This window comes from Sporosarcina thermotolerans (assembly GCF_030067815.1).
GTDB lineage: Bacteria > Bacillota > Bacilli > Bacillales_A > Planococcaceae > Sporosarcina > Sporosarcina thermotolerans.
Genome location: NZ_CP125968.1, coordinates 3,071,750 through 3,094,812, shown reverse-complemented (window position 1 = coordinate 3,094,812; position 23,063 = coordinate 3,071,750). Strand labels below are relative to the sequence as shown.

Genomic DNA, 23,063 nt, shown 5'->3' with positions numbered 1-23,063 from the left:
TTATAGGAGTCCTGCTATTGAGTTATTGTTTAATTCTATTGCCGAATGAAGAAACAAAAGAAACCTATTATCCCGAAGAGGTTAGAGATTATTTGATAACCCTTGAAGTGGAGCAGAAGTTCAGGGAGGAAAAAGGAAATACAGGAATTGTTTTAAGGTCAGGCGAGTTTGTGTACGCCAACAATGCATACTATTACATGCTAAATAATGCAATGCTTAATGCGTATGAGGAAATGGACTACACACGTTTCCTTTATTTAAGGAACTATACCCTTTTAGGAAATGTGTGGGAATACACAGCAGATCCGAATCTTTTTTCACTTTCACCATTCCCAGGCAAAGACAGGGCACATTTATATCAGCAAACAATGATGCGCTATGAGGATTATTTCAAAAATAATTACCCGATTACATATGGCCTGATATATGAAAAGACAGGTTTGCAGGCTTTACAAAAATTCCTACAGACAAACGGTATTCTATTCATTCTGTTCTGTGCAATCTATTTTAGCAGTGATATTTTGTCAAGGGATCGTAAATACCGGACGGTTCTGCAAGGGATGCCGTTGTCCTGGTATCGGCAATTGAATTTGAAATCCTTATCGACATTCCTTTATTCACTGCTCATAGTCGCTGCCGTACTTGTTGCAGGGGTCGTTGTAATGGGCTTGCAGTTCGGTTTTGGCTACTTCGATTTGGAAGTACCTATCATGATCGCTCAGCAATTGTTTACAGCTAAAGATTATGATGTCATTTCGATTGCAACTTTTGTTGCGAAAACATTAATCGGGGTGCCATTATTAATCTTCCTTTTCATCCGATTGAATGTCGTTTTAGGCTTAATAGTAAAAAACGAATGGGTTGTCTTGTTAATAAGTACTTTAATCCTCTTTTCGGATCGCCTATTTGCTACTAGAACGACAAGGGAACTATTCGGAGTAGATATTAGCTTTTTCCCTCATATATATTTTGACTTTGGAAAGATTGTCGACGGAGAGAAGAATTTTCTGTTAAATGTGGAGACGATTACATTTACGAAAGGGCTTGTTGTGTTGCTTGCCACAATCGCGGTTATTGAAATTCTTCTATTCATTTGTTCAAAAGCTATTAATAAAAGACGTTTCTATCAAACATAAAAATAATGAATAGGAAAGGATACGATTATGTTTTGGAAGTATTTATTATTTGAGACAAAATTATTGCTGCATAATCGGAAAAACTGGTTGTTAGGAATCGCTATTATCGTGTTTTTCCCATTGTATTATTCCAGTTATAGTCTAACAGAAATTAAGGATATGCATAGAATGAAAAAGAGGAAGCAGAGCAATTCAATACCATCTTCAATGCTTTCCCGGAAGAGCTTCGGGAGACGACAGAAGGGGAAGCGGCCTACAATAATTTAACACAGCAATCCTCTTTACTTAACATGCAGAGATTTTATTTGTGGAAGAAAAGTGATTATGACAAATATATAGATGATGGTATCAAGTTGAGTGAATTGCGACTTGAATTGCATGCGATGGGGAACATTGGGCTGCATCCGAAGTATGTCGTTCCTATAGAAGAAATTCAAAAGGAAATTGCGCTTTTACAATACTATAAAGATCATGAGCTTTCGATTGTTCCGAATCCATTTGCGGCAAGCAACTATCTACCGGTCGCTTTAAGCTTGATCAGCGGATTATTGTTTTGCCTATTCATATTAATAAGCGGAAGTAGCATGTTGGTCGTCGATCAGCACAATCAATCCGTTGTTAGTGGTTTTCCGATTTCCTTCATGCAAAGGGTTACTGGCAAACTAACTATCCATTTAGTTCAGGCGATGATGTTCCTATTAGGGGGCATCATTGTTGGGCATATTATGTTGCAGGTAAAACCGAGTGGGGGAACTTTCTTAAGCCAGTACTTGTTTACCAAGATGCAGATTTTATTGCAGTGTCGACAATTCGCTATATCGTGTACATGTTTATCGCATTTGCTTTAATTGCACTGTTCCTGTATATAGCTTTTGTTTTGATTAATGTACTGACAAAGAATCTGTATGCGACAATTTTGATTTTGATTGTTATCCTTCTTGCCCCGATTTATTAAGTGTGGCAGGTGTTGAATCCAATTGGCTATTTCCGTTGAAATTTATCGATATTGCCTCCGTTTTAAGTGGGGAAGCTGCAATGGAATTTGGCAATAAAAAAATGGACTTCAAACATTCGTACATTTGGCTAATAGGATTAAATCTGATGGCTTTCGTCATTTTATATTTGCGGAATATGCTTCTATATATTCGTAGAAGGGAATTTGCATTAAAAGTTAGCTGATGCAGAGGAGTTGGCGATGCACAAGGAGAAAATCGGGGATGGTGGATTGGTATGGAATTTAAACTACGGAATTGGTTTGAATATAGAGCCGGGAAAATAGGGTCAGTTTTTTTGGTGGCCTTATGCCTCTTAATTATGACGGGTTGCCATCCATTACAAGGATCGGTGACAGAAAAAATTGCTAACTATGAAAAAAACTTTGAAATCATTGGATCCGAAAAAGATGAATTGATCGGGAAGATAAATCCTGAAATTTTCTCTACAGCTGATCGGAGCAATGAAGGAATTGAACAAATCGGACAAGGTGTGTTTACGAAGGAAGGTATAAAAATCTCCTCCAGGAGGGAAGATACTTAATCTCGGGTTATCCAGCAGGAAATATCTTCATTTATGATGAAAATGGTGATCTCATCATAAGGGAAATTGTAGGATATGCTGGGGTCGCCAGTCTTACTGTCGATATTAAGGATTCCTATACCATTTTTGCGGATGGTGGATATGATTTTGTCAATTTCACGCCAGTGTCGACATTTTTGGCTACCGAGCTGACAGCCGGTATTTGGGAAGTTGGATTGGATATTGAAGCTGGAGAGTACATCGTTAGTATGGATTATGGATTAGGATATTTGGAAATACATGAAAAGGATAAAGAGCCTATTCTGTATGAAATAATCGGGGGGCCCCAATATCTCAGTCAACTAGTCATGTGAGTTTAAAAGATGGACAAAAGCTCCGCGTCACGAAAGTTTCCAAAGTTCTATTCACACCGGTGGATGATTAAACTTCAGTAAGTATGTTCACAGAAAAGTGCCTAATAAAAGGGCACTTTTTTCCTGTCTGTACTAAAATAGAGATAATAATAGTGGGAAGGGAACGGGTGAAGTGCAACTGATACTAACTTTTATCATTTTAGGAATTACCGTTGTTTTATTTATGACGAATAAAATTAGGGCGGATCTTGTTGCGATACTTGCTTTGCTTGCATTTGTATTGACTGGTATTCTATCTCCATTAGAGGCATTGTCGGGGTTCTCGAACTCAGTAGTGATCATGATAGCGGCCTTATTTGTAATTGGCGCAGGGATTTTAAGGACAGGACTTGCGCAAATGGCTGGATCACTTTTATTGAAGTATTCCGGTGAAAGTGAGAAAAGGTTATTCATACTTTTGCTTGTCATCGTTGCCTCAGTCGGGGCTTTTATGAGTAATACTGGCACGGTTGCACTTATGTTGCCGATTGTTGTAAGCATTGCGATTAGCATTAAAAGCAGTCCTTCAAAATATTTAATTCCGCTATCTTATATGGCCAGTTTTTCCGGCTTGCTGACATTGATCGCTTCTCCACCGAATTTGATCGTCAGTCAAATCCTTGTCGACAATGGTTATGAGAGATTGAGTTTCTTCCAAATCACACCGATTGGAATAATTGGTGTTGTTGTCGGGATCATTTATTTATACCTTGTTCGGAACAAATTGTTGCCGAAAAGAAAAACCACTGCTTCCAATTTGAATAATAAATTATCGGCAAAACAACTTGCCACTGACTATCAGCTTGGAGGTAACCTGTTTCTTGTCAAAGTACCGGTAGGATCCGATCTTGTAGGGAAACGACTTGCACAGCTAAAGATACCTGCCAATTATCATCTATGTATTTTAAAAATCAGCAGGAAATCAACGGAAGGCATGAATTTATTGCCGATGAACTTTCATGAAATGGCGGGGCCGAATAGCATCCTACAAGAGAAAGACCGACTATATATCCAAGGTTCACTGTCAAATGTGGAAAAGTTTGCGGAAGACTATGGTTTATCTGTAGAACAAAGCACGTCCGAAGCGGATGAACTTGTCTCGAAACAATTGGGCATTGCGGAAGTTCTCCTTACACCTCATTCGAGTCTTATCAATGAGACGCTTCGAACAATCGGATTTAGGGAGAAATATAATTTAAACATTTTGGGCATTAATAGACAGGGTGAATATGTTGAGAAAGACATGTCCAAGCAGAAGCTTCGATTCGGGGACGCCCTTCTTGTGCAAGGTTCGTGGGATTCAATTGAATTGCTTTCAAGGGACACACGGAATGTAGTCGTCATCGGGCAGCCGAAGGAGCATGCAAGTATGGCAGCGGCAAGCGGGAAGGCTTCTATCGCGGGTGTGATTATGATTTTAATGGTACTTCTAATGGTTCTTGAAATCTTCCCTGCGGTAATTTCGGTATTGATTGGTGCTGCATTGATGATATTGACGGGCTGTGTACGGAATATGGACGATGCATACGGTCAAATTAACTGGGAGAGTGTCGTCCTGATCGGAGCTATGTTGCCAATGGCTACTGCGCTTGAGAAGACGGTGGAATGATACTTATATCAGAAGGAATCATTCAATTTATGGGTGGCCTTGGACCATTGGGAGTTTTAGGAGGAATTTTCTTCATTACAATGCTGTTTGGCCAATTTATTAGCAATACAGCGACAGCGGTTTTATTCGCACCTATCGGGTTAAGCGCAGCGTTAAGCATAGGGGTTAGCCCATATCCATTTTTAATAGCAGTTGCAGTTGGGGCGAGCATGGCATTTTCCACGCCAGTCGCTTCGCCGACAAATGCGCTTGTCATGACAGCGGGGGGTTATCAATTAAGGATTTTGTTAAAATCGGCGTTCCCTTGCAATTTATCATGTTTATCGTCATGATGATTGCTATTCCGATTTCTTTCCGTTATGATGAGTAATAGGTTAGAAACTATTGAATAGGAGTGGATGAAATGGCTATCGATGTATATCTTACTTTTAACGGAAATTGCAGGCAGGCGGCTGAGTTTTATGCGGAAGTATTCAATACAGAAAAACCCCAAATCATGACATTTGGTGAAGCGCCAAAAGACCCGAATTACTCGCTGCCGGAAGAAGCAAAGGATCTGGTCCTGCACACTCGGTTGGATATTAACGGAAGTAATGTTATGTTCTCCGATACATTCCCGGGTTCGCATTTTGTTCAGGGGAATAATGTAAGCTTGGCTTTTGTTAGTAATGATATGGAAGAAATCAAAAGAGTATTTGGCAGGTTGAAAGAAGGCGGTAAAGTAGCAATGGATCTACAGGAGACCTTCTGGAGCAAGAGCTATGGCTCATTGCGAGATCAATTCGGCATTGAGTGGCAGCTTAGCTACGAAGAGTGACTATAGAAAAACGGCAAGGATAAGTAATTCCTTAGCCGTTTTTGTTTTGGCTCGCTAATATTAAAAAGTGGCGCTCAAGAATTCATGTTCAGCGTTCAAGAAGTCTTGCCCCGCGCTCAAGAGTGACCAACGATTAAAACGGGTGTTACAATATCCTATGACATTCGCCTATTGAAAGGAAGAAACAATAATGAAAATCAAAGAAATTGATATCTATGCAATCCATCTGCCATTGCATGAACCGTTTATAATTAGCTATGCAAGCTTTGACTATATGCCTTCGATTATTGTCAAAATCACTACTGATACGGGTCATATAGGATATGGAGAAGCAGTTGCAGATGAACATGTAACAGGAGAAAGTTGGGAAAGTACATATGCAGTATTGAAAAATACGCTCGGACCGAAACTAATCGGTATGAATCCAGCTCAAATGGAAAAAATTCATGCAACCATGGATGCAGAAATATATGGAGTTCCTGCAGCTAAGGCCGCAATGGACATCGCTTGCTATGATGTCATAGGAAAAGCACTTGGTGTTCCTGTCTATGATTTACTTGGCGGGAGATTCCACGATGAATTCCCGGTCACACATGTGCTTAGCATTGCAACTCCCGAGCATATGGCAGATGAGGCTGCGCAACGTGTTGCTGAAGGATACCGTTCACTGAAGATGAAAGTCGGGAAAAATGTTTGGGATGACGTGGAGAGAATAAAAGCAGTTCGTGAGCGTGTCGGAGAAACGATTGCAATCCGTGTCGATGTCAACCAAGGTTGGGTGAACAGCTCAACAACATTGCAAGCGTTAAAGAAACTTGAAGATTATTCACTCGATTGGCTGGAACAACCAGTGAAAGCCGATGATATCGATGCAATGGTGGAGATCAAATCGAAGACTTCCGTTCCAATGATGATTGATGAAGGACTCAGGGGATTCCGTGAAATGAGGGAAATCATCGCAAAGCGTGCTACAGATAAGGTGAATATAAAGCTGATGAAATGTGGGGGGATTTATCCAGCTATGAAGCTTGCCCATATGGCGGAAATGGCAGGAATCGAATGTCAAGTCGGATCCATGGTGGAATCCTCAATCGGATCAGCTGCCGGATTCCATGTTGCATTTTCAAAGAAAATCATGACAAGTGTCGAATTGACTGGACCGCTGAAGTTTAGTGAGGACATTGGTGATTTGAAATATGATATACCTTTCATCCGTTTGACAGAAAAAGCAGGTCTTGGTGTTACTGTCAACGAGGATATATTGAATAAGTTGACCGTCTTTTCGGAGAAAGTAGTCTAATGGAAAAAGAACTTACGTTGAAAAGCGGTCAAACAGTATTTATTAGGACGTTGCAAATAGAAGACTTGAATCCCATTATGAAATTACAGAGGAAAGTGATTGCTACATTAGCGGATTCTTCATTCCTACAACCACTATCCGAAGAGGAATTTCTTAATATCCTCCACGGTAACGGATCCATGATCGGTGCATTTCACGACGATGAGTTGATTGGCTTTAGGGCAATGCTTGAACCGGAAATTGATGGGGATCATCTCGGGTTGGACGCTGGATTGGGCGAGTCCAAATTGTCGTATGTCCTTTATTCTGAAGTTTCAACTGTCGATCCCGATTACAGGGGGAACGGCCTACAACAGATTCTTGGGAAACTATTAGTAGATGCTATTGACATACATCGTCATCGTTATGTTTTTGCGACGGTTGCTCCATTTAATATTGCCAGTCTAAAGGATAAATTTGCATTAGGGATGCACATTGTATCCTTGAAAGAAAAATACGGAAACCTGCTCCGTTACACATTGATGAAAGAACTTGGTTGTAAAGTTAACGAAAATCGGGTCAGTACCGTGGTTGACATGTCTGATATAGCAAAGCAACAATCATTGTTAAGTGAAGGTTGGATCGGTGTCGGTATAGAACAGAATAATGGATCCTGGATTGTGAAATATCAAAAATGAAAACAGAACCGTTCCAGTCAATATGACTTGGAGCGGTTTTCTTATGCTATCCCCTACTCCTTGTACTATACGAAAAATAGTTAGTAGATTATAATTAAATTGTTTACTATTTTAGGAGGATACTAATGAAATATTCAGTTGGTAAGAAATTATGGACAGGTTTTCTATCCTTATTAGTTTTGATGATAATTTCCGGGTCATTTAGTTACTTGACCATTCCGAACATAAGTGGGAACTACAAATCGCTTCTTCACGATCAAATGGAAAAAATTATATTGTTGGAACAGCTTTCATCCAATCAAAAAGACCTTTCATATGATTTACGGGGCTACTTTTTACGAAATGATAAGGACTATTTGGGGAATCGATTTAAGTTGCTTCGAGTGATTGACGAAAAAATTGAGGAATTGGATTTGTCTTTTAAATCCAAAGAAAACAAAGCCTTGCTTGAAGAACTAAAAATTGCATCCAAGCAATATCGTGATCTAACCGACAATGCGATTGCTGCCTTCGATATAGGTAAAGATGTGCAGGCGAGGAAATACGCAGAAGACGCAGAACCGTATCAAATACTTGTTATAGATAAAGCGAATAAATTAATAAGCAACCAACGTGCGCAAATTTATGATGCCGAAGAAAAAATGGAACAAAGGATACAATCGACAGGCTACTTTATAATAGGTGTAATGGCAATTGTCCTGATTTTGAGCATGATTATCTCCTATTTCATTAGTAAAAACATAACGGGTCCAGTGAAAAAAATGACAAGTGGATTAACAAGGCTTGCACAGGGGGATTTTGCCATAGATCCATTGAATATTAAAAATAAGGATGAAATTGGCGAAATGGCAATAGCCTTCAATGAGATGAAAACAGATCTACGAGTGATTATCGCAAATACAAGAGATTCAGCACACCAGCTTGCAGCACAGGCACAGCAATTGACAGCCAGTTCTGAAGAGGGCCTTGCAGCCTCGGAGCTGGTAGCAGAAATTGCCGAAAAGAACTTATTGGCAAGCGATATGCAAGTGAATCTTGTAAATTCTTCGAATGATGCAATGGGCGAAATGGTGAATGATATTAATCAAATCACGACTGATAATGCAGCGATGCTGAAGTCATCAGAGCAAGTATTACAACTTGTGGGGGATGGCGCCGATTTGATGAAGGAAGTAACAAATCAAATGACAAGCATATCCAATTCCTTCAGTCAATCAGCTGACATCATTACTGATCTTGCCGTCCATTCGGAAAGAATTCGGAAAGTCACCGAAATTATTACTGGAATTGCAGAGCAGACAAACCTCTTGGCATTGAATGCTGCAATAGAAGCCGCTCGTGTGGGAGAACAAGGAAGAGGGTTTGCAGTAGTTGCTAATGAAGTACGGAATTTGGCGGAGCAATCGAAAAAGTCGGCAGAAGAAATTGGTCGAATGATTGACGCCGTCATTCGAAATGTTTCACTTGCAGTGAACAGTTCGGAAGTTGGAAACAGTTTAGTAAAAGAAGGACTAACAATTACCTACAAGACGAATAATGTGTTCAACGAGATAAAATTGGCGACAAATGATGTAAGTGCAAAAGTTGAAACGGTTTCTGCAGCAATCGAGAAGATCCGTTCTATGACCAATAGTGTAACGCTTGGGGCTGAAAAAGTTGAGGAGCTCGCGATGCAAACATCGGCGGAGGCCCAGTCAACAAGTGCAGCAACTGAAGAGCAATTGGCATCACACCAGGAAATCGCTTCGAGTGCCCAAACACTTTCAGAAGTTGCCGAAAAACTACAAAATGATATGAGACGTTTTACAGTATAACAATTTCTCCACACCTATAGCGGGTGTGGGGATTTTTTTACGCGTTCCAACGATTCTGAATAAATTGTATTGCCTAAAACATGTTGTAATGATACAATCAATTTCTGTTTCCTAAAAACCCCAACATCTCTACAGAAAGCAGGACGCAAAATACGCAAAATGGAGGACTGTATATGCAGAAACATCCCGATTTTGAGTTTGAATTGCAGCGCCTTGACTACACGAAGCACTATATGCAGAAGCTCCTTGAGGAGTCGATGCGTGATGTGCAATCCTCACAAGATGAAATCCGTCATGCGATGGCCGACTTGGATTATTTAGATTCAAGTTTGAGCTACATTAACATTTTGACGAATACCCGATTTTTTGAAATGGCACGAACCCAAAAAGAAGGATTAGAGGCGATCCAGCAAAAGCCTTATTTTGCCGAATCCATTTTAGTGCAAGTGGGGAGAAAGATGAATTCCTTTATATTGGAAAAACCTCCGTCTTCCATCAAGAAACACAAGAGCCGATTATCGTCGATTGGCGTTCCCCAGTTGCGAATGTTTACTATGATGGTAGACTCGGAGACTTGACGTATAAAGTGCGTGACGAAGAAATCAGTGGACATCTTTATTCGAAAAGGCAATACAAAATTGAAGAAGGCGAATTGCTCGATATCCTTGATATTGATCTAACGACGAATGACGAATTGCTACAGGAAGCATTGGCCGGAAAGGCGGATGTCCGCCTAACAGAAATCGTTTCGACAATACAAGCCGAGCAGAATGAAATCATTCGTGCGAATCTGAAATCGCCTATTATCGTTCAAGGAGCAGCGGGAAGTGGGAAAACGACAATCGCCCTTCACCGTATTTCCTATTTTCTCTATACGATGGGTACGGATTTTCCTTCGGAGAAATTAATGATCTTAGCTCCAAGCAAGCTGTTCATGGAATATATCGGCGATGTGCTACCGGAATTAGGCGTAGGCAGGATATGCCAAACTACATTCGCCGAATATGTATTGAACGCCACTGGATTGAAGCTGAAGTTGGCTGATCCGAACGAAAAGTTGGAGATGTTAACTGCGGAGTCCGCTTTGAATGAAGAAACAATTTCTATTGCGAAAATGAAAGGAACGCTTCAGTACCGTGAAATTATGCAGAAATATGTCGAAAAATTGGAGCTTATGACCGCGGAACTATTTGAAGACGTCTATATTGAGAAGTATCGCATTATGCGAGCCACTCGACTAAAAAAGCTGTTCCTTGAAGACTTCAACTATATGCCACTTGAGAAGCGAATTGAGCGGATTCGCGTTATTATGCAAAGCGAAGTGAATCGGAAGAGGAAACAACTTTATAAAATTTTGTCCGATAAATACGAGGAAGCGCTCGATAAAGCACTGTACGGTATTCGTGACGATGAAAAGCGCAGATTACGGATTACAAGGATCATGGATGAGCGCGACGAACGTCTTCCTTCTATTGAAAAAGAAGGGAAACAAAAAGTCGCTTCCTATATGCGGAAATTTAAAAAGTTTAATTGTAAAAAGCTATACAGGGACTGGCTTACAGATCCTCAATTACATAATGAACTGGCATGCCACTGGTCCGATTCGGAAAGGGATGCTTTTTTTGCCGCGCACGTTAGTGTTGCTTGGGAGACTGAGGATTTAGCAGCCCTCTATTTTCTGCATGCAAAACTGAAAGGCGTGGAGGATAAATGGAAAATGCGTGTCGTCTTCATCGATGAAGTACAAGATTACAGTGAATTCCAACTTGCAGCTCTCCAAGACGGACTCGAAACAGATATGTTCACAATGGTGGGGGACTTGGCGCAAGGTATCCATAGCTACAGGGCGTTGACCTCGTGGGAACCCGTACAGGAAATGTTCCCTCGAGCTACCTATACAACGCTGCAGAAAAGTTACCGAACAACAATCGAAATCATGCAACTCGCAAACAAAGTCCTTGCCCAGATGGACGAAGACTTGCCGTTGGTCGAACCGGTTGTTCGTCATGGCCGGGAGCCGGAGTTTTATAATTTGCAAGAACTTGATGCCTCCGAGGTAAATGATATCTATGAAGCAATACTTGGCAGGGGACACCGCTCATTGCATTAATTTGCAAAACGCGGAAAGAAGCAACAGCCATCCACAAACAACTCGAAAAGTCGGGCATGCCCGTCCAATTATTGGGAGAAAACTCTGATATAAACGGAGATTGCCTGTTGATCGTGCCGAGCCATTTGTCAAAAGGACTCGAGTTCGACGCAGTCATTATTGCAGCATTCGATGAACCGTTCAGAGATCATCCGATCGATCGAAAGCTGTTATACGTCGCAATGACAAGGCCAATGCATGAATTGCATCTGCTTTCCGACTCATTACTACCATTGATTTCACCGAAAAACGCATAAATCGCTAAAATCACGCATAAATCGGACGAAAAGCTCATAAAAGCAGATAAGGGCGCATAAATCCATACAGAAACGCATAAATCACTTCAAAAGCTCATAAACACATAATAAGGGGGAGAATTAGTTGACGAATCCGTTCCATCATTTAGCAAGAGGGATTTTCATAAAAGATAATCAAGTTTTGCTTGCCCAAGCCATTGGAGAAAAAAACACATTTTTACCGGGCGGCCATATTGAATTTTGCGAAAGTGCAAAAGATGCACTGGCCAGGGAGGTTGAAGAAGAATTAGGAATAAGTTGCACAGTGGGTAATTTCCTTGGTTTAGTAGAACATAAGTGGGAGAAAAAAGGCATTTTGAATTGCGAAGTAAATCAGGTGTTTGAGGTTACAAGCAAAAGTCTAACAGCAGGTATTAACCCGCAATCAAGTGAACCACATCTCCAGTTTTTCTGGTGTAAGGAAGAGGATCTGGATAATTGTAACCTACAACCCTATCCTTTTAGACAACTTATACAAAAGTATATGAACGGAAAAAAGAACATCTGGTGGGAAAGTACACTAAATTATGAAATTGAAGACTCGAATAGAAGTTAGAGTATTGGGTGCTTCATCTAAGAAAAATAGTAAATGGGAAAACGCATGGATTTATATAAATCCATGCGTTTTTAATATGCCTAACCTATAGTAGAACGACAGCCTATGAAATAATTTTCAAGTCCCTCAAACTTTTTCAATATGAATCTCGAATATACTTATAGGCAATGATATCGGAAAGCATGTGATGAATGAATGGATAACGACCTACGCTGGATCAAACAGATAAAAAAGAATGCAAGTGAGTCTGCGGCAAATAATCTTGTCTCGAAATATTACAAGGAAATGTATGCTTTTCATTATAAGCAGACACTCGACGCAGACCTGTCGTTGGATGTAACTCAAGAGCTATTCATAGCTATTTGCAATCCATCCATGCGTACGACCCGAAAAAAGCATCTTTTCGGACATGGCTATACAGGATTGCCTCAAACCGTATTGTCGATTATTTCCGCTCTAAGCATTATCGGTATGCACAATTTACACAGCCAATCGAGGACATCCATCAGGAAGTTGAAGATGATTACAATTTGGAGATCGAGCTTGAGCATAAAGAACAATTTGAACTTGTTAATTCAGTGGTGAATCGGCTTGACGCATATTCTCAGCAAATCATCCGATTGAAGCTATTTGGCGATTATACATTGAAAGAGATTGCGTCCATTGAAGCAATCCCTTTATCTACAGTCAAAACAAGATACTACGCAGCATTGAAGTGGATCCGTAAAGAAATGGAGGTGGAGAACATTGAAGAAAGATAAATTCAATATCCCAATGCCAGACGACAGCACTATTGACAAGCAAATCAGTCAAATTGTTACCCACGGGTTAGTGAAAAAGGAAAGATTCACTTCCTATTTGCGTTCTATGGTTCACCAAGTCGGATGGCGGCATCTGTTTTCGGACCGATTGGAGCTAAGCTTCATTGTAATGATTGCAATCGGATTATACAGCCTATTTCTCATTGTGCCGATTCATGGTGACTTGCTAAATCTGTATGCCTATATCTTCCTGTTTTCACCGATTTTGTTCCTTGTCTTTTCGATCTATACGTATATGAATAAAATACAAAATGCCACCTATGACGTAGAAATGGCGTGTAAATACAATGTCTATCAGGTAATTGCCTTCCGGATGCTTGCATTTAGTATTTCAACAATGTTCCTGAATACGTTGGCGATAGCATTCATTGCCATGAAATATGAAGAAATATATTTTGTTCGTGCGTTTATGATTTCCGGTACATCTCTATTTCTGTTCTCGATCATTCTTTTGATTGCTCTTATGAACCGAAGGACAAAAGGAATTGTCATAGTGACGATTACAGTATGGCTGATAGGAAACAACATCTTAAGATCAGTAAATAACGAGTTTTACAACGGCATGCTCCTCCATTTGCCGGTATTCATTTATGCAGTTGTTCTTCTTAGTTTCTGATCATGTATATGAATTACTTAAAAAAGTTAGTCAGTTTCAAACAGACGGAAGGGGTATTTTAATATGTTAGTCGTGAAAGATGTAGGCAAACGCTACGGGGATTTCACCGCGTTGCAGCAAATCAATTTGGAATTCAACACGGGTCTTTATGGATTGCTTGCTCCGAATGGCGCGGGAAAACAACGCTGATCAAAATGTTGGCGACCTTGATTACGCCGAGCGAAGGTGAAATCCAATTTAAAGGGAAAAACATTATAGATATGGATGAGCAGTATCGTGAGCTGTTAGGTTTTTTGCCACAGCAATTCGGTTATTACAAAAACTATTCGCCTAAGCAATATATGTTGTATTTGGCAGCGTTAAAAGGGATCGGAAAAAAAGAGGCACTCCAAAAAATCGATGAATTACTGGAAAAAGTAGCTTTAGGTGATGTAGTGAATAAAAAAATGAAGAAATTTTCTGGTGGAATGATCCAGCGAGTTGGCATTGCACAAGCATTGCTGAACGACCCGAAAATTCTCATTCTGGATGAGCCGACAGCCGGCCTTGATCCGAAAGAAAGGGCGCGATTCCGTCACATACTCACTGAACTCGCCCGCGATAGGCTCGTTATTATTTCAACCCATATCGTATCGGATATTGAATCAATTGCGAATGAAATCATTATGATCAAAAAAAAGCAGCTGCTTTATAAGGATTCGGTTGAGCAAATTTGTGCTACGTTGAACGGAAATGTGTTCGAAACAACCGTCGACTTTGAACTGTTGGAAGCTTTCCGGAAGAAATATGTTCTTCTTTCTGAAAAGCAGGAGTATGGCAAGATGATTGTTCGTTTCATCCATAAAAGCGTGCCGGAAGCAGAATGGAAGCAAGTAGTGCCGCAGTTGGAGGATGTATTCCTTTACGAATACCGCGATGAAATCGAAGGGGAAGTATGATGCGTATTATCTTCCATGAATGTAAGAAAGTATTGACATCGCCTATCTTGATTTCACTGATCATCGTTTTTTCTGCTTTTAATATATTTGTCATCGTCAGTTCATCCGACCATAAGGAAGAATTAAAGATAATTAATGAAATTATCGAGACGTACGGATTGGATATAACAGATGAATCTTTAGACGAATTCAAGAGTGATGTACAAATCGACGTAGCTGAATTAAATAGGATGACAGCGTCCGAATTTACAAGCGTCTATGAATTTCTTGACGGATTGCGCTATGAGGATCAAGAGAAATATAACGATGAACAATGGGAGTTCATTCACCGGCTGCAACTTAAAGAAATGTATTTGAACATGGCGAAGTCAATTGATGAAAGTTATAAAAAAATTGACATACAGAAAATGGCTGAAGTGGAAATTGAGAAATACGGTCTTAGTGGCAAAGCTGCCGAAACATTTCTGAATGAAAACGAGAAGTTCTCTGAACGATTCGAGGAAATGGTTAATAAAGGGGAACAAAAGCGGTGGTTTTTCGCTGGGAAAGCATATTTCATGCATACCTTTCTCTTCAAGACGGTCTTCCTGCAAATCATTATCGAATCTCTTCTATTGATCGTCTTGACGACAGCATTGATTACGACGTATGAGTTTGAAAACAGGACTCATCTACTTACATACTCCACAAAACGCGGCAGAAAACTGATGAAGAACAAGCTTCTGTCATCTTTAGCAATGGCGACAACTATTGTGTTCTTACTATTCGCGATAACACTCGGAACGTTTTTCGCTGTTTTTGATTACTCGCATGTCTGGGGAACATCCATTAGCAGCGCATTCAACTGGGAATATAATTTCCCGTATGTCGCTTGGTGGGATATATCTGTAGGAGCCTTTCTAATAGGGGTAATTGCACTTGTTTTTGTAACTCTATTGCTATTTTCGGGTTTGACATTTGCATTATCCGTCACGGTGAAAAACAGTTATATCACTTTCTTTCTCATGGCAGCACTATTCGTCCTTATTTGGCTATTACCAGGCTTTATGCCAAAGTCTTCAATTCTGTTATTCGTCTCTGCGTATACATTACCGACATTGATCCTAACTGTCACATCCTCGTTCATGGGAAGCAGCGGATTGATCCTATTCGAAAACTTTGAATGGATTACAATCAGCTTTTGGACGGTAATCACGCTTGCAGTTTGTTTCTGGTCGTATAAACGTTTCCTTAAAATCGATATACAGTGAGGGGGGTAACAATGAGGGTTTTATGGAATGAAATAAAGAAAATTTTCACGTGGAAGACAATGTTATTATTGTTATTGATCAATAGCTTACTTTATTTCTTTATGATTGAATTTGATATTAAATATTTCCCCAATGGCAGTGAGGTTTATTCGTATAACATCGGAGTTGGAATGGTAGAGAAATACGGTGCTACTATGGATGATGACGAGTTTAGTGACTTCGAAAAAGTATACGAGGAAACAGTGGAAGAAACAAATCGGTATTTGCAGTCCAGGGAGGATTTCGTAGCAGAGGGTTTAGATACAGTTGAAAAATTCCATGCATACGATTGGTGGAATCCATCCCAAGAAGCACGCGATCTTCGAGATGACGTTTTTTTCGGAAATAAAACTGATCTCTTTTGGGATTTGCAAGAGCGTGAAAGGCTAATTGAGTTTTATAACTTCAGAAAAACTATTCCTGAAGTACTTACTGATAACCAGAGAGACCGTTTAATCGAATTAATTGCAGAAGAAAAATTCGGAGTATACACGGAAATAGTTATCCAAAACTTTAAAACGTTTATTACACATGTCGGGGTCGCTATTTTGTTCAGTGTTGTGTTAGTTATTTCGCCAACAATTTTGAAGGACCGTTCAAGAGGTATTCTTACGTTGCAGTACACGTCGAAAAAGGGAAGGAATCTTTTCAAGACGAAACTCTTGGCAGGATACATCTCAACATTCACTATTATTACTGGATTGTTGACCGTCTATTTAGGTTTGTATTCATTGAATAATACGTCCATGTTTTTTAAAGTCCGTGTTAACACCTTTATTGGGAATGAATCTTGGTACGACCCCACGTTCTTCCAATTCATCATGCTATGTGTCGCCGCAATTTACTTAATCGGATTCATTTTCGTAACCCTATCTATGAGCTTCTCAAACGTAGTACCAAACATGGTGTCCTTAATTGGCATCCAAATTCCTTTCATAGTCGGATTTCTCATCATTGGCCTGAATCGATTATTACCGAATATGATTCTTATCTGGAGTCCGAAATGGCTACCCCCTCTATCTTACGGCAGCATGATTATTGTAAGCTCAATCATTATTTATTGTCTTGTAAAGCGTGAGAAAAAGATGGATGTTTTGATGTGAAAATAGAGGGGACTTCCATTAAAGAACCAAGGTTTTAATCAATAAACAATTATAAGTACATGAGGTAAATCAATATGACGGGTGAAAGATAGCAAAACGCTATTTTTCACCCGTCTTTTACATTAAAGTTCTCATTCATCACTGAGGAGTTCTCTTTCCTGTCCAAAGAGTTCTCATTCTCTCTTGCAAGTCAAAGATATATGAATATTAGAATATGAATTAATAGTATTTGTAGTATAATCAGATTAAGGGGGAGAGGTAAGATATGCCACAGATCCACCATTATTGGGGAATGCCTGATAAACATGTTTTGCACGGGATTTTACAATTACATAATGAAGTTTTCGACAATGCCGATGAGTTACTTGAGAAAGCTGTGAAACGACAGAAAATCCTATTCGTAGCCGCAACTAAAGAAAATCGGCTAATTGGTTATAAAATCGGCTATGAGCTTTCCGCCGACCGATATTATAGTTGGTACGGTGCTGTTCAAGAAGATTACAGGGGACAAGGAATTGGCTCCATGCTTATGGATTTCCAACATCGTATTGTTAAAGAAGCGGGATATAAAGAGATTGAAACAAAGACGAGAAACATGTGGCGGAATATGTTGATATTGAATATTAAACATGGGTTCGATATAACAGAAACTTTTTATGATAATGAAGGAATCATCGAATATCATTGATGAAAAGCTTAATAGATAATAAGGAAGTGACCTGAATTGAATTTGAAAAAAGCATTAGTTGGAATTTTTATATTGATGTTGATATTGAGTGGTTGTGGTAAAGGATACTGGGTAATGAAGAAAGCGAAATTGGATGAAGAGACTGGGGTCAGAGCATATGTCAATTATCTGCAAAATGAAAAGCCGGATAGGAGAGGCTTTAAAGTCATTGACATTTCAGAAGGGTTAAAAATGGTGGTAGTGTCCACAGGAACAACTAAACGTGAGTTAGAAGCAGTAAGTGTCGAATACTTGGAAAATCAAACTGTCGTCACAGTGAAAGAATTTGATGCGGAAAGTGACGAATTAAATCCTTACATCCTTATTGGACTTAAAAAACCCGTGAGTAAATTTAAGGTGGTCAATGAAGATGGAGAAGAGTATGAAATTGGATTTTAATTTTGCCTATCCCGTAAAGTTGCCTGTACTTCCCATAGAATGGCGAAGATTTCTCATAGAACGGCTGGGACTTCCCATAGAATGGCGAAGAGTTCCCATAGAACGGCTGGGACTTCCCGTAGAATGGCGAAGAGTTCCCATAGAACCGGCGGAACTTCCCATAGCTCTATCTAAAATCCCACCAATCAAGGAGGACCGCTCTCGCCGGTCCTCCTTCGCTTCTGTCGATAAGTAAAACCTATAAGTAGTTATAATAACTATCGAATTTTCTTATCACCCTCGAAGGAGTATACTTGAGTTATCAACAGGGGGTGATTGTTTTGGAGTATTTCTTCATGTTTTTTATTGGGGCTATTGCAACAACACTTGGAACATTAGCGGGAGGCGGGGGATTAATAAGTCTTCCAGCAATGTTGCTTTTGGGGGTACCAATTCATTCAGCAATCGGAGCGAATAAAGTTTCAAATACAGTAAGTTCTTTTTCAAGTTTTCTATTCCTTTTGAAACACAAACAAATCTCTTTACGTGAATCATTTTGGATCATTCCTGTTAGCTTGATCGGCGGCGTAAGTGGGGGATACATTGCAACAATGCTTTCCGAAGATCGCTTATATATATTTGCGATCATTCTCCTTTCTTTTGCATTTATCACTTCCTTCATTGGAAAAGGGGATTTTGGTGGACAGGAAAAATTGAAAGTCTCGAAAATTAGTATTCCAGGGTTATACGGAATCGGAATCTATGATGGACTATTCGGACCGGGACAAGGAACGTTGATGCTTTACTTATTCGGGCATTTGAAAGTTGCTTATATCCGTGCAGTCGCCTATGTCCGTCTCGCAACATTTTCCAGCTGCTTCGGGGCGGCTATCACCTATATTCTTGCTGGGAAAATCATCTGGCCGTTAACGCTTATGCTAATGTTGGGTCGATTACTGGGGCGCAAACCGGAGTTCGGATTGCTGAAAAATTGAAACCGAAATTTGTGAAGCCGTTATTACGAGTTGTTACGGTAGCTTTGATCATCCAGATTGTTATCGATAATATATGAGTTGTAAAAAATGCCTCGGGGGATCGGTTAGGTCCTTCGAGGCTTTATTTATGCTTAAAAGGGGAACACTTATTAATGAACGCTCCGAAATGTAGGTGAAAAAATGCTGCGGACAATCGGAATGACAACTGAAGATGAAATGATTTTCGATTTTAGACTTGAGGAGATCAAGTCACTTTCACTTGAATGGTATTGGGTGGATTTTGACCGACCTTCAGAAGAGGAAAGTGAACTTTTGCTGAGCTATTTCGACTTCCATCCTTTAGCCATCGAAGATTGCTTGGGCCGACTGCAAAGGCCGAAAATGGATTATTATGATGGATACACATTCTTCGTGCTGCATTCAATTTGTAGTAATGACCTTGAGGCCGAAGAGCTTAATATGTTCCTTGGGGAAAATTTCATCGTAACATTTCATAGGGGAAGGCTTCAGGAAATGGATAAGGCCCGTGAATTGATTATGAAACAATCGAAAACATGGGATCAGGGACATAAATTTGTTACCTATCAAATCATCGATAAAGTGGTCGACCAGTATTTTCCGATTCTTTATAATATCGAGGATCATTTGGACGAAATTGAAGAAGAACTTTCACCAAGGACGGTTCATCTATCTATGGATTATGTGTTTGAAGTGCGCAGTGATTTACTACGTTTACGAAGAACGATTTTTCCAATGAGGGAATTGCTATACAGAATGCTAAATTCGGGACGGCTACATTTTAGCCAACAGGAACAGGCCTATTTTTCCGATGTCTATGATCATTTGATCCGACTTGGAGAAATGATCGACTCCAACCGTGAGCTGACAGCGGACATCCGGGATAGTCAATTGTCCATTAATTCAAATCGCATGAACAGTATCATGACAACATTGACAATTATCTCTTCAATTTTTATCCCGTTGACATTCATCGTAGGCGTCTACGGGATGAACTTTGACCGCATGCCAGAATTACATTGGCAGCATGGTTATCTGATCGTCATTATAGTCATGGCTTTGATAGCACTCTCCATGATTTTTTGGTTCAAAAAGAAAGGTTGGTTCGGTATTGATAAAACCTAATAAAGAAAACAGCGGCCCCCAGTATTGGGGGGCGGTTTTCATTTGAATGAAAAATGTTCAATGATCTCGTATTTTGGTGTTTTCGAAGGATGAATGGTGAAAAGTGAAAATCCATCCACATTAAATTCAATGGAGTTATATGATTCCTTAGGAATGGTAAAATCGCTTGTAAGTTTTCGTTTTTTCGCAATTGTAATATGTGGTGTAAAGCGTTTATCACTTTCAATGCCAAGGTCTTTTCTTCCAATCGCAGCGATTGACTCCTGTAATGCTTCAAGTTCGGAAGAAGGTTCTACAGACAAATAGACGACTCTTGGACCTTTTGGAGATCCAAAATACGAAAGTCCACTTACTGATAAATTGAATTTCGTATGCTGGCTTGCCACAGTGGTAAGTCCATGTACCAAATCTGCGATTCTTTCCTCAGACAATGCACCGATGAACAGTAAGGTGATATGTAAGTCATCTGTATGCGGAATCGCCTTGTACATAGTGGAAAGATTGTATTTCTCCCTGAAAAAACGGACTGTATCTTCAATAGAAGATGGGGTTTTAATCCCGATAAAGTAATGGTTATTCATAAATGTTCTCCTTATAAGTTTCTTTCCCCTTATTGTATCCCAACAAGTTAAAATTTTTACTTGATTAACTGGTGCCTCTTTTCAGAAGAATGTGGTAATATATATTGGAAGTTCTTTTAAAGGGGGAGAAAGAATGGTAGTTTTTACAAAAAAAGAAGTTGTTATTGATAATTTCCATGGAACTGATATTGCCGATCCATACCGGTGGTTGGAAGATTCAAAAAATCCGGAAGTGCAGCAATGGGTGGATTTACAAAATGAGAAGACACAGGCATTCCTAGCTACTTTCCCAAATAGGGATAAAGTAAAGGCGAAATTGACGGAAACATGGAATTTTCCAAAGTACACAGTTCCTCGTAAAGAAGGGGATTATTATTACTTCCATAAAAATGACGGTTTGCAAAATCAGGCAGTATTTTATCGAGCTAAGGACCTTAATTCTGATCAGTTAGATGTAATTCTCATCCGAACACGATGAATGAGGAAGGAACTGCGGCGATTACGAATTTATCATTTACGAAAAACGGTAAACGTTTGGCGTATGGTATTTCGTTGAATGGAAGTGACTGGCAAGAAATTAAAGTGCGAAATTTGGAGACAGGCGAAGATGATTCTGACCTAATCCAATTTTGCAAGTTCAGTAATATTGCGTGGAATGAGGAAGGAACAGGATTTTACTACAATCGTTTTCCAGACCCATCCACTGTTCCCGCAGATGAGCAAAGCTTTAACAATAAAGTGTACTGGCATGAATTAGGTACAACTCAAGACGAGGATGTTTTGATATACGAGGATCCGGAAAATAAGGAGTTCTCATTCAACCCGATCTTTTCGGATGATTATCGCTACTTGCTTTTAAATGTTTGGAAGGGCACAGAAAATAAAAGCCGAATTTATTATAAAGATCTTGAAAATGGTGGGGAATTTATTCATTTGTTTGGCAAGGGCGATGGGCAGTATTCTTTTATTGGCAATGAAGGTCGCACATTCTATTTCATTACAAATGTTGATGCACCTAAAGAAAAGATTATTGCAGTCGATTTGGACAACCCTGCGAAAGAAAATTGGGTGGATGTCATCCCGGAAAGTGAAGATGTCCTATCGTTCGGAAAAATCATCAATCAACAATTCGTCGTTTCATATCTACATAATGCACATGATGAATTGAAGATTTACGGTATGGATGGCAAACATGTAAAGGACATTCCATTGTCGGGATTCAACTCGTTGACTGGATTGACAGGAAAGAAAGATGACGAAACGATGTTCATTGGGTATACGTCCTACCTTGCGCCAAATTCGATCGGAAGCTATGACTTCAACTCAGGAGAGCTTGTTCAGGTCTTCCAACAGAATAATAAGTTTGATACCGAAGGATTTGAAACAACTCAAGTCTTTTATCCATCCAAGGACGGAACGAAGATTCCGATGTACTTGACTCATAAGAAAGGCCTAAAACTGAATAGTGAAAATCCAGTTTTACTATATGGATATGGCGGTTTCAATGTAAGTCTAACTCCTGCCTTTTCTCCGGCTGTTCGGATGTGTATTGAAGAGGGTGGAGTTTATGCAGTTGCCAACCTAAGGGGTGGAGGCGAATTCGGAGAAGAATGGTATAAGGCAGGAACGTTGGAGCGGAAACAAAATGTATTCGATGATTTCGCTGCAGCGGCAGAATGGCTTATTGAACAGAAATACACAAAAACGAGCAAACTTGCAATAATGGGGGGAAGTAACGGTGGGCTGCTTGTCGCGACATCCATCACACAACGTCCAGACCTATTCGGAGCGGCAATATGCCAAGTTCCAGTAACAGATATGCTTCGCTATCATAAATTTACGGTTGGTCGCTATTGGGTGACGGATTATGGCAATGCGGAAAAGAATGCTGAGGACTTTGAATTTATGATAAAGTATTCACCGCTGCATAATGTCAAGGAAGGCGTCGAATATCCACCGACTCTAATCACAACTGCGGATACAGATGACCGTGTTGTACCGGCTCATGCAAAGAAATTTGCTGCTACATTACAGGCGGGACATGAAGGGGAAAACCCGATCTTGCTTCGAGTGGAAAAAAATGCGGGCCACGGACTCGGAAAGCCAACCGCCAAAATAATTGAAGAACTAACAGATATCTATTCATTCCTATTTAAAACATTAGGAGTGGAAATTAATTAAAATGGGACA

At 39.9% G+C, this 23,063-nt stretch carries 24 protein-coding genes and 2 pseudogenes; 25 read left to right on the top strand and 1 reads right to left on the bottom strand.

Features of this window, described 5'->3' with window-relative positions:
- Positions 1-17: 17 nt before the first annotated feature.
- From QNH10_RS17470 to corA, 23 genes and pseudogenes are all read left to right on the top strand, one after another.
- Positions 18-1,136 carry a hypothetical protein gene (locus QNH10_RS17470; RefSeq protein ID WP_283732576.1) on the top strand — a complete coding sequence of 373 codons (1,119 nt, stop codon included), beginning with the start codon at positions 18-20 and terminating at the stop codon, positions 1,134-1,136.
- A gap of 305 nt (positions 1,137-1,441) precedes the next feature.
- Positions 1,442-1,984 carry a hypothetical protein gene (locus tag QNH10_RS17465; protein ID WP_283732575.1) on the top strand — a complete coding sequence of 181 codons (543 nt, stop codon included), beginning with the start codon at positions 1,442-1,444 and terminating at the stop codon, positions 1,982-1,984.
- 109 nt (positions 1,985-2,093) lie between these two features.
- Positions 2,094-2,315, top strand: a complete 222-nt coding sequence (locus tag QNH10_RS17460; RefSeq protein ID WP_283732574.1) for a hypothetical protein — start codon at positions 2,094-2,096, stop codon at positions 2,313-2,315.
- Between the two features lie 51 nt (positions 2,316-2,366).
- A complete protein-coding gene (locus QNH10_RS17455; RefSeq protein ID WP_283732573.1) occupies positions 2,367-2,672 on the top strand; it encodes a hypothetical protein in 306 nt (101 codons plus the stop codon).
- Positions 2,673-2,848: 176 nt separating this feature from the next.
- The gene (locus QNH10_RS17450) at positions 2,849-3,025 is read left to right on the top strand and encodes a hypothetical protein (RefSeq protein WP_283732572.1); all 177 of its coding nucleotides are present in this window, start codon (positions 2,849-2,851) and stop codon (positions 3,023-3,025) included.
- 172 nt (positions 3,026-3,197) lie between these two features.
- Positions 3,198-4,673, top strand: coding sequence for an SLC13 family permease (locus tag QNH10_RS17445; RefSeq protein WP_283732571.1), 1,476 nt, complete (start codon positions 3,198-3,200; stop codon positions 4,671-4,673).
- Positions 4,670-5,005: an SLC13 family permease gene (locus QNH10_RS17440; RefSeq protein ID WP_283732570.1), complete on the top strand. Its 336-nt coding sequence runs from the start codon at positions 4,670-4,672 to the stop codon at positions 5,003-5,005. Before QNH10_RS17445 ends, QNH10_RS17440 begins: the two co-directional genes overlap by 4 nt.
- Before the next feature lie 71 nt (positions 5,006-5,076).
- The gene (locus tag QNH10_RS17435; RefSeq protein ID WP_283732569.1) at positions 5,077-5,490 is read left to right on the top strand and encodes a VOC family protein; all 414 of its coding nucleotides are present in this window, start codon (positions 5,077-5,079) and stop codon (positions 5,488-5,490) included.
- 190 nt (positions 5,491-5,680) lie between these two features.
- The gene (locus QNH10_RS17430; RefSeq protein ID WP_283732568.1) at positions 5,681-6,790 is read left to right on the top strand and encodes a mandelate racemase/muconate lactonizing enzyme family protein; all 1,110 of its coding nucleotides are present in this window, start codon (positions 5,681-5,683) and stop codon (positions 6,788-6,790) included.
- Complete coding sequence (locus QNH10_RS17425; protein WP_283732567.1) at positions 6,790-7,467, top strand: GNAT family N-acetyltransferase; 678 nt, start codon at positions 6,790-6,792, stop codon at positions 7,465-7,467. Before QNH10_RS17430 ends, QNH10_RS17425 begins: the two co-directional genes overlap by 1 nt.
- Positions 7,468-7,592: 125 nt before the next feature.
- Entirely contained in the window at positions 7,593-9,281 is a 1,689-nt protein-coding gene (locus QNH10_RS17420; protein ID WP_283732566.1) for a methyl-accepting chemotaxis protein, read from the top strand.
- A gap of 173 nt (positions 9,282-9,454) precedes the next feature.
- Positions 9,455-11,687, top strand: a pseudogene (gene helD, locus QNH10_RS17415) (RNA polymerase recycling motor HelD).
- 124 nt (positions 11,688-11,811) lie between these two features.
- Positions 11,812-12,282 carry an NUDIX domain-containing protein gene (locus QNH10_RS17410; protein WP_283732565.1) on the top strand — a complete coding sequence of 157 codons (471 nt, stop codon included), beginning with the start codon at positions 11,812-11,814 and terminating at the stop codon, positions 12,280-12,282.
- A 362-nt stretch (positions 12,283-12,644) separates the two neighbouring features.
- Positions 12,645-13,043 (top strand): RNA polymerase sigma factor, encoded by a 399-nt coding sequence (locus tag QNH10_RS17405; RefSeq protein WP_283732564.1) that lies wholly within the window; start codon positions 12,645-12,647, stop codon positions 13,041-13,043.
- Positions 13,030-13,719: a hypothetical protein gene (locus tag QNH10_RS17400; RefSeq protein ID WP_283732563.1), complete on the top strand. Its 690-nt coding sequence runs from the start codon at positions 13,030-13,032 to the stop codon at positions 13,717-13,719. The genes QNH10_RS17405 and QNH10_RS17400 overlap by 14 nt, the downstream gene beginning before the upstream one ends.
- Positions 13,720-13,782: 63 nt before the next feature.
- Complete coding sequence (locus QNH10_RS17395; protein WP_283732562.1) at positions 13,783-13,908, top strand: hypothetical protein; 126 nt, start codon at positions 13,783-13,785, stop codon at positions 13,906-13,908.
- Positions 13,909-13,913: 5 nt separating this feature from the next.
- Entirely contained in the window at positions 13,914-14,657 is a 744-nt protein-coding gene (locus tag QNH10_RS17390) for an ATP-binding cassette domain-containing protein (protein WP_283732561.1), read from the top strand.
- The gene (locus QNH10_RS17385) at positions 14,654-15,907 is read left to right on the top strand and encodes a hypothetical protein (RefSeq protein ID WP_283732560.1); all 1,254 of its coding nucleotides are present in this window, start codon (positions 14,654-14,656) and stop codon (positions 15,905-15,907) included. The genes QNH10_RS17390 and QNH10_RS17385 overlap by 4 nt, the downstream gene beginning before the upstream one ends.
- Positions 15,908-15,918: 11 nt before the next feature.
- Complete coding sequence (locus QNH10_RS17380; protein ID WP_283732559.1) at positions 15,919-17,049, top strand: hypothetical protein; 1,131 nt, start codon at positions 15,919-15,921, stop codon at positions 17,047-17,049.
- 265 nt (positions 17,050-17,314) lie between these two features.
- Positions 17,315-17,737 (top strand): GNAT family N-acetyltransferase, encoded by a 423-nt coding sequence (locus QNH10_RS17375; RefSeq protein ID WP_283732558.1) that lies wholly within the window; start codon positions 17,315-17,317, stop codon positions 17,735-17,737.
- A gap of 36 nt (positions 17,738-17,773) precedes the next feature.
- Positions 17,774-18,175, top strand: a complete 402-nt coding sequence (locus QNH10_RS17370; RefSeq protein ID WP_283732557.1) for a hypothetical protein — start codon at positions 17,774-17,776, stop codon at positions 18,173-18,175.
- A 320-nt stretch (positions 18,176-18,495) separates the two neighbouring features.
- Positions 18,496-19,226 (top strand): annotated as a pseudogene (locus tag QNH10_RS17365) (sulfite exporter TauE/SafE family protein).
- Positions 19,227-19,329: 103 nt separating this feature from the next.
- Positions 19,330-20,292, top strand: a complete 963-nt coding sequence (gene corA, locus QNH10_RS17360) for a magnesium/cobalt transporter CorA (RefSeq protein ID WP_283732556.1) — start codon at positions 19,330-19,332, stop codon at positions 20,290-20,292.
- A 38-nt stretch (positions 20,293-20,330) separates the two neighbouring features.
- On the opposite strand, the gene thpR is transcribed toward corA, so the two are convergent.
- A complete protein-coding gene (gene thpR, locus QNH10_RS17355; protein ID WP_283732555.1) occupies positions 20,331-20,873 on the bottom strand; it encodes an RNA 2',3'-cyclic phosphodiesterase in 543 nt (180 codons plus the stop codon).
- Between the two features lie 133 nt (positions 20,874-21,006).
- Here thpR and QNH10_RS17350 point away from each other — a divergent pair, with 133 nt between their 5' ends.
- The gene (locus QNH10_RS17350) at positions 21,007-21,351 is read left to right on the top strand and encodes a hypothetical protein (protein ID WP_283732554.1); all 345 of its coding nucleotides are present in this window, start codon (positions 21,007-21,009) and stop codon (positions 21,349-21,351) included.
- Positions 21,348-23,054, top strand: coding sequence for a prolyl oligopeptidase family serine peptidase (locus QNH10_RS17345; RefSeq protein WP_283732553.1), 1,707 nt, complete (start codon positions 21,348-21,350; stop codon positions 23,052-23,054). The genes QNH10_RS17350 and QNH10_RS17345 overlap by 4 nt, the downstream gene beginning before the upstream one ends.
- Positions 23,055-23,063: the final 9 nt, after the last annotated feature.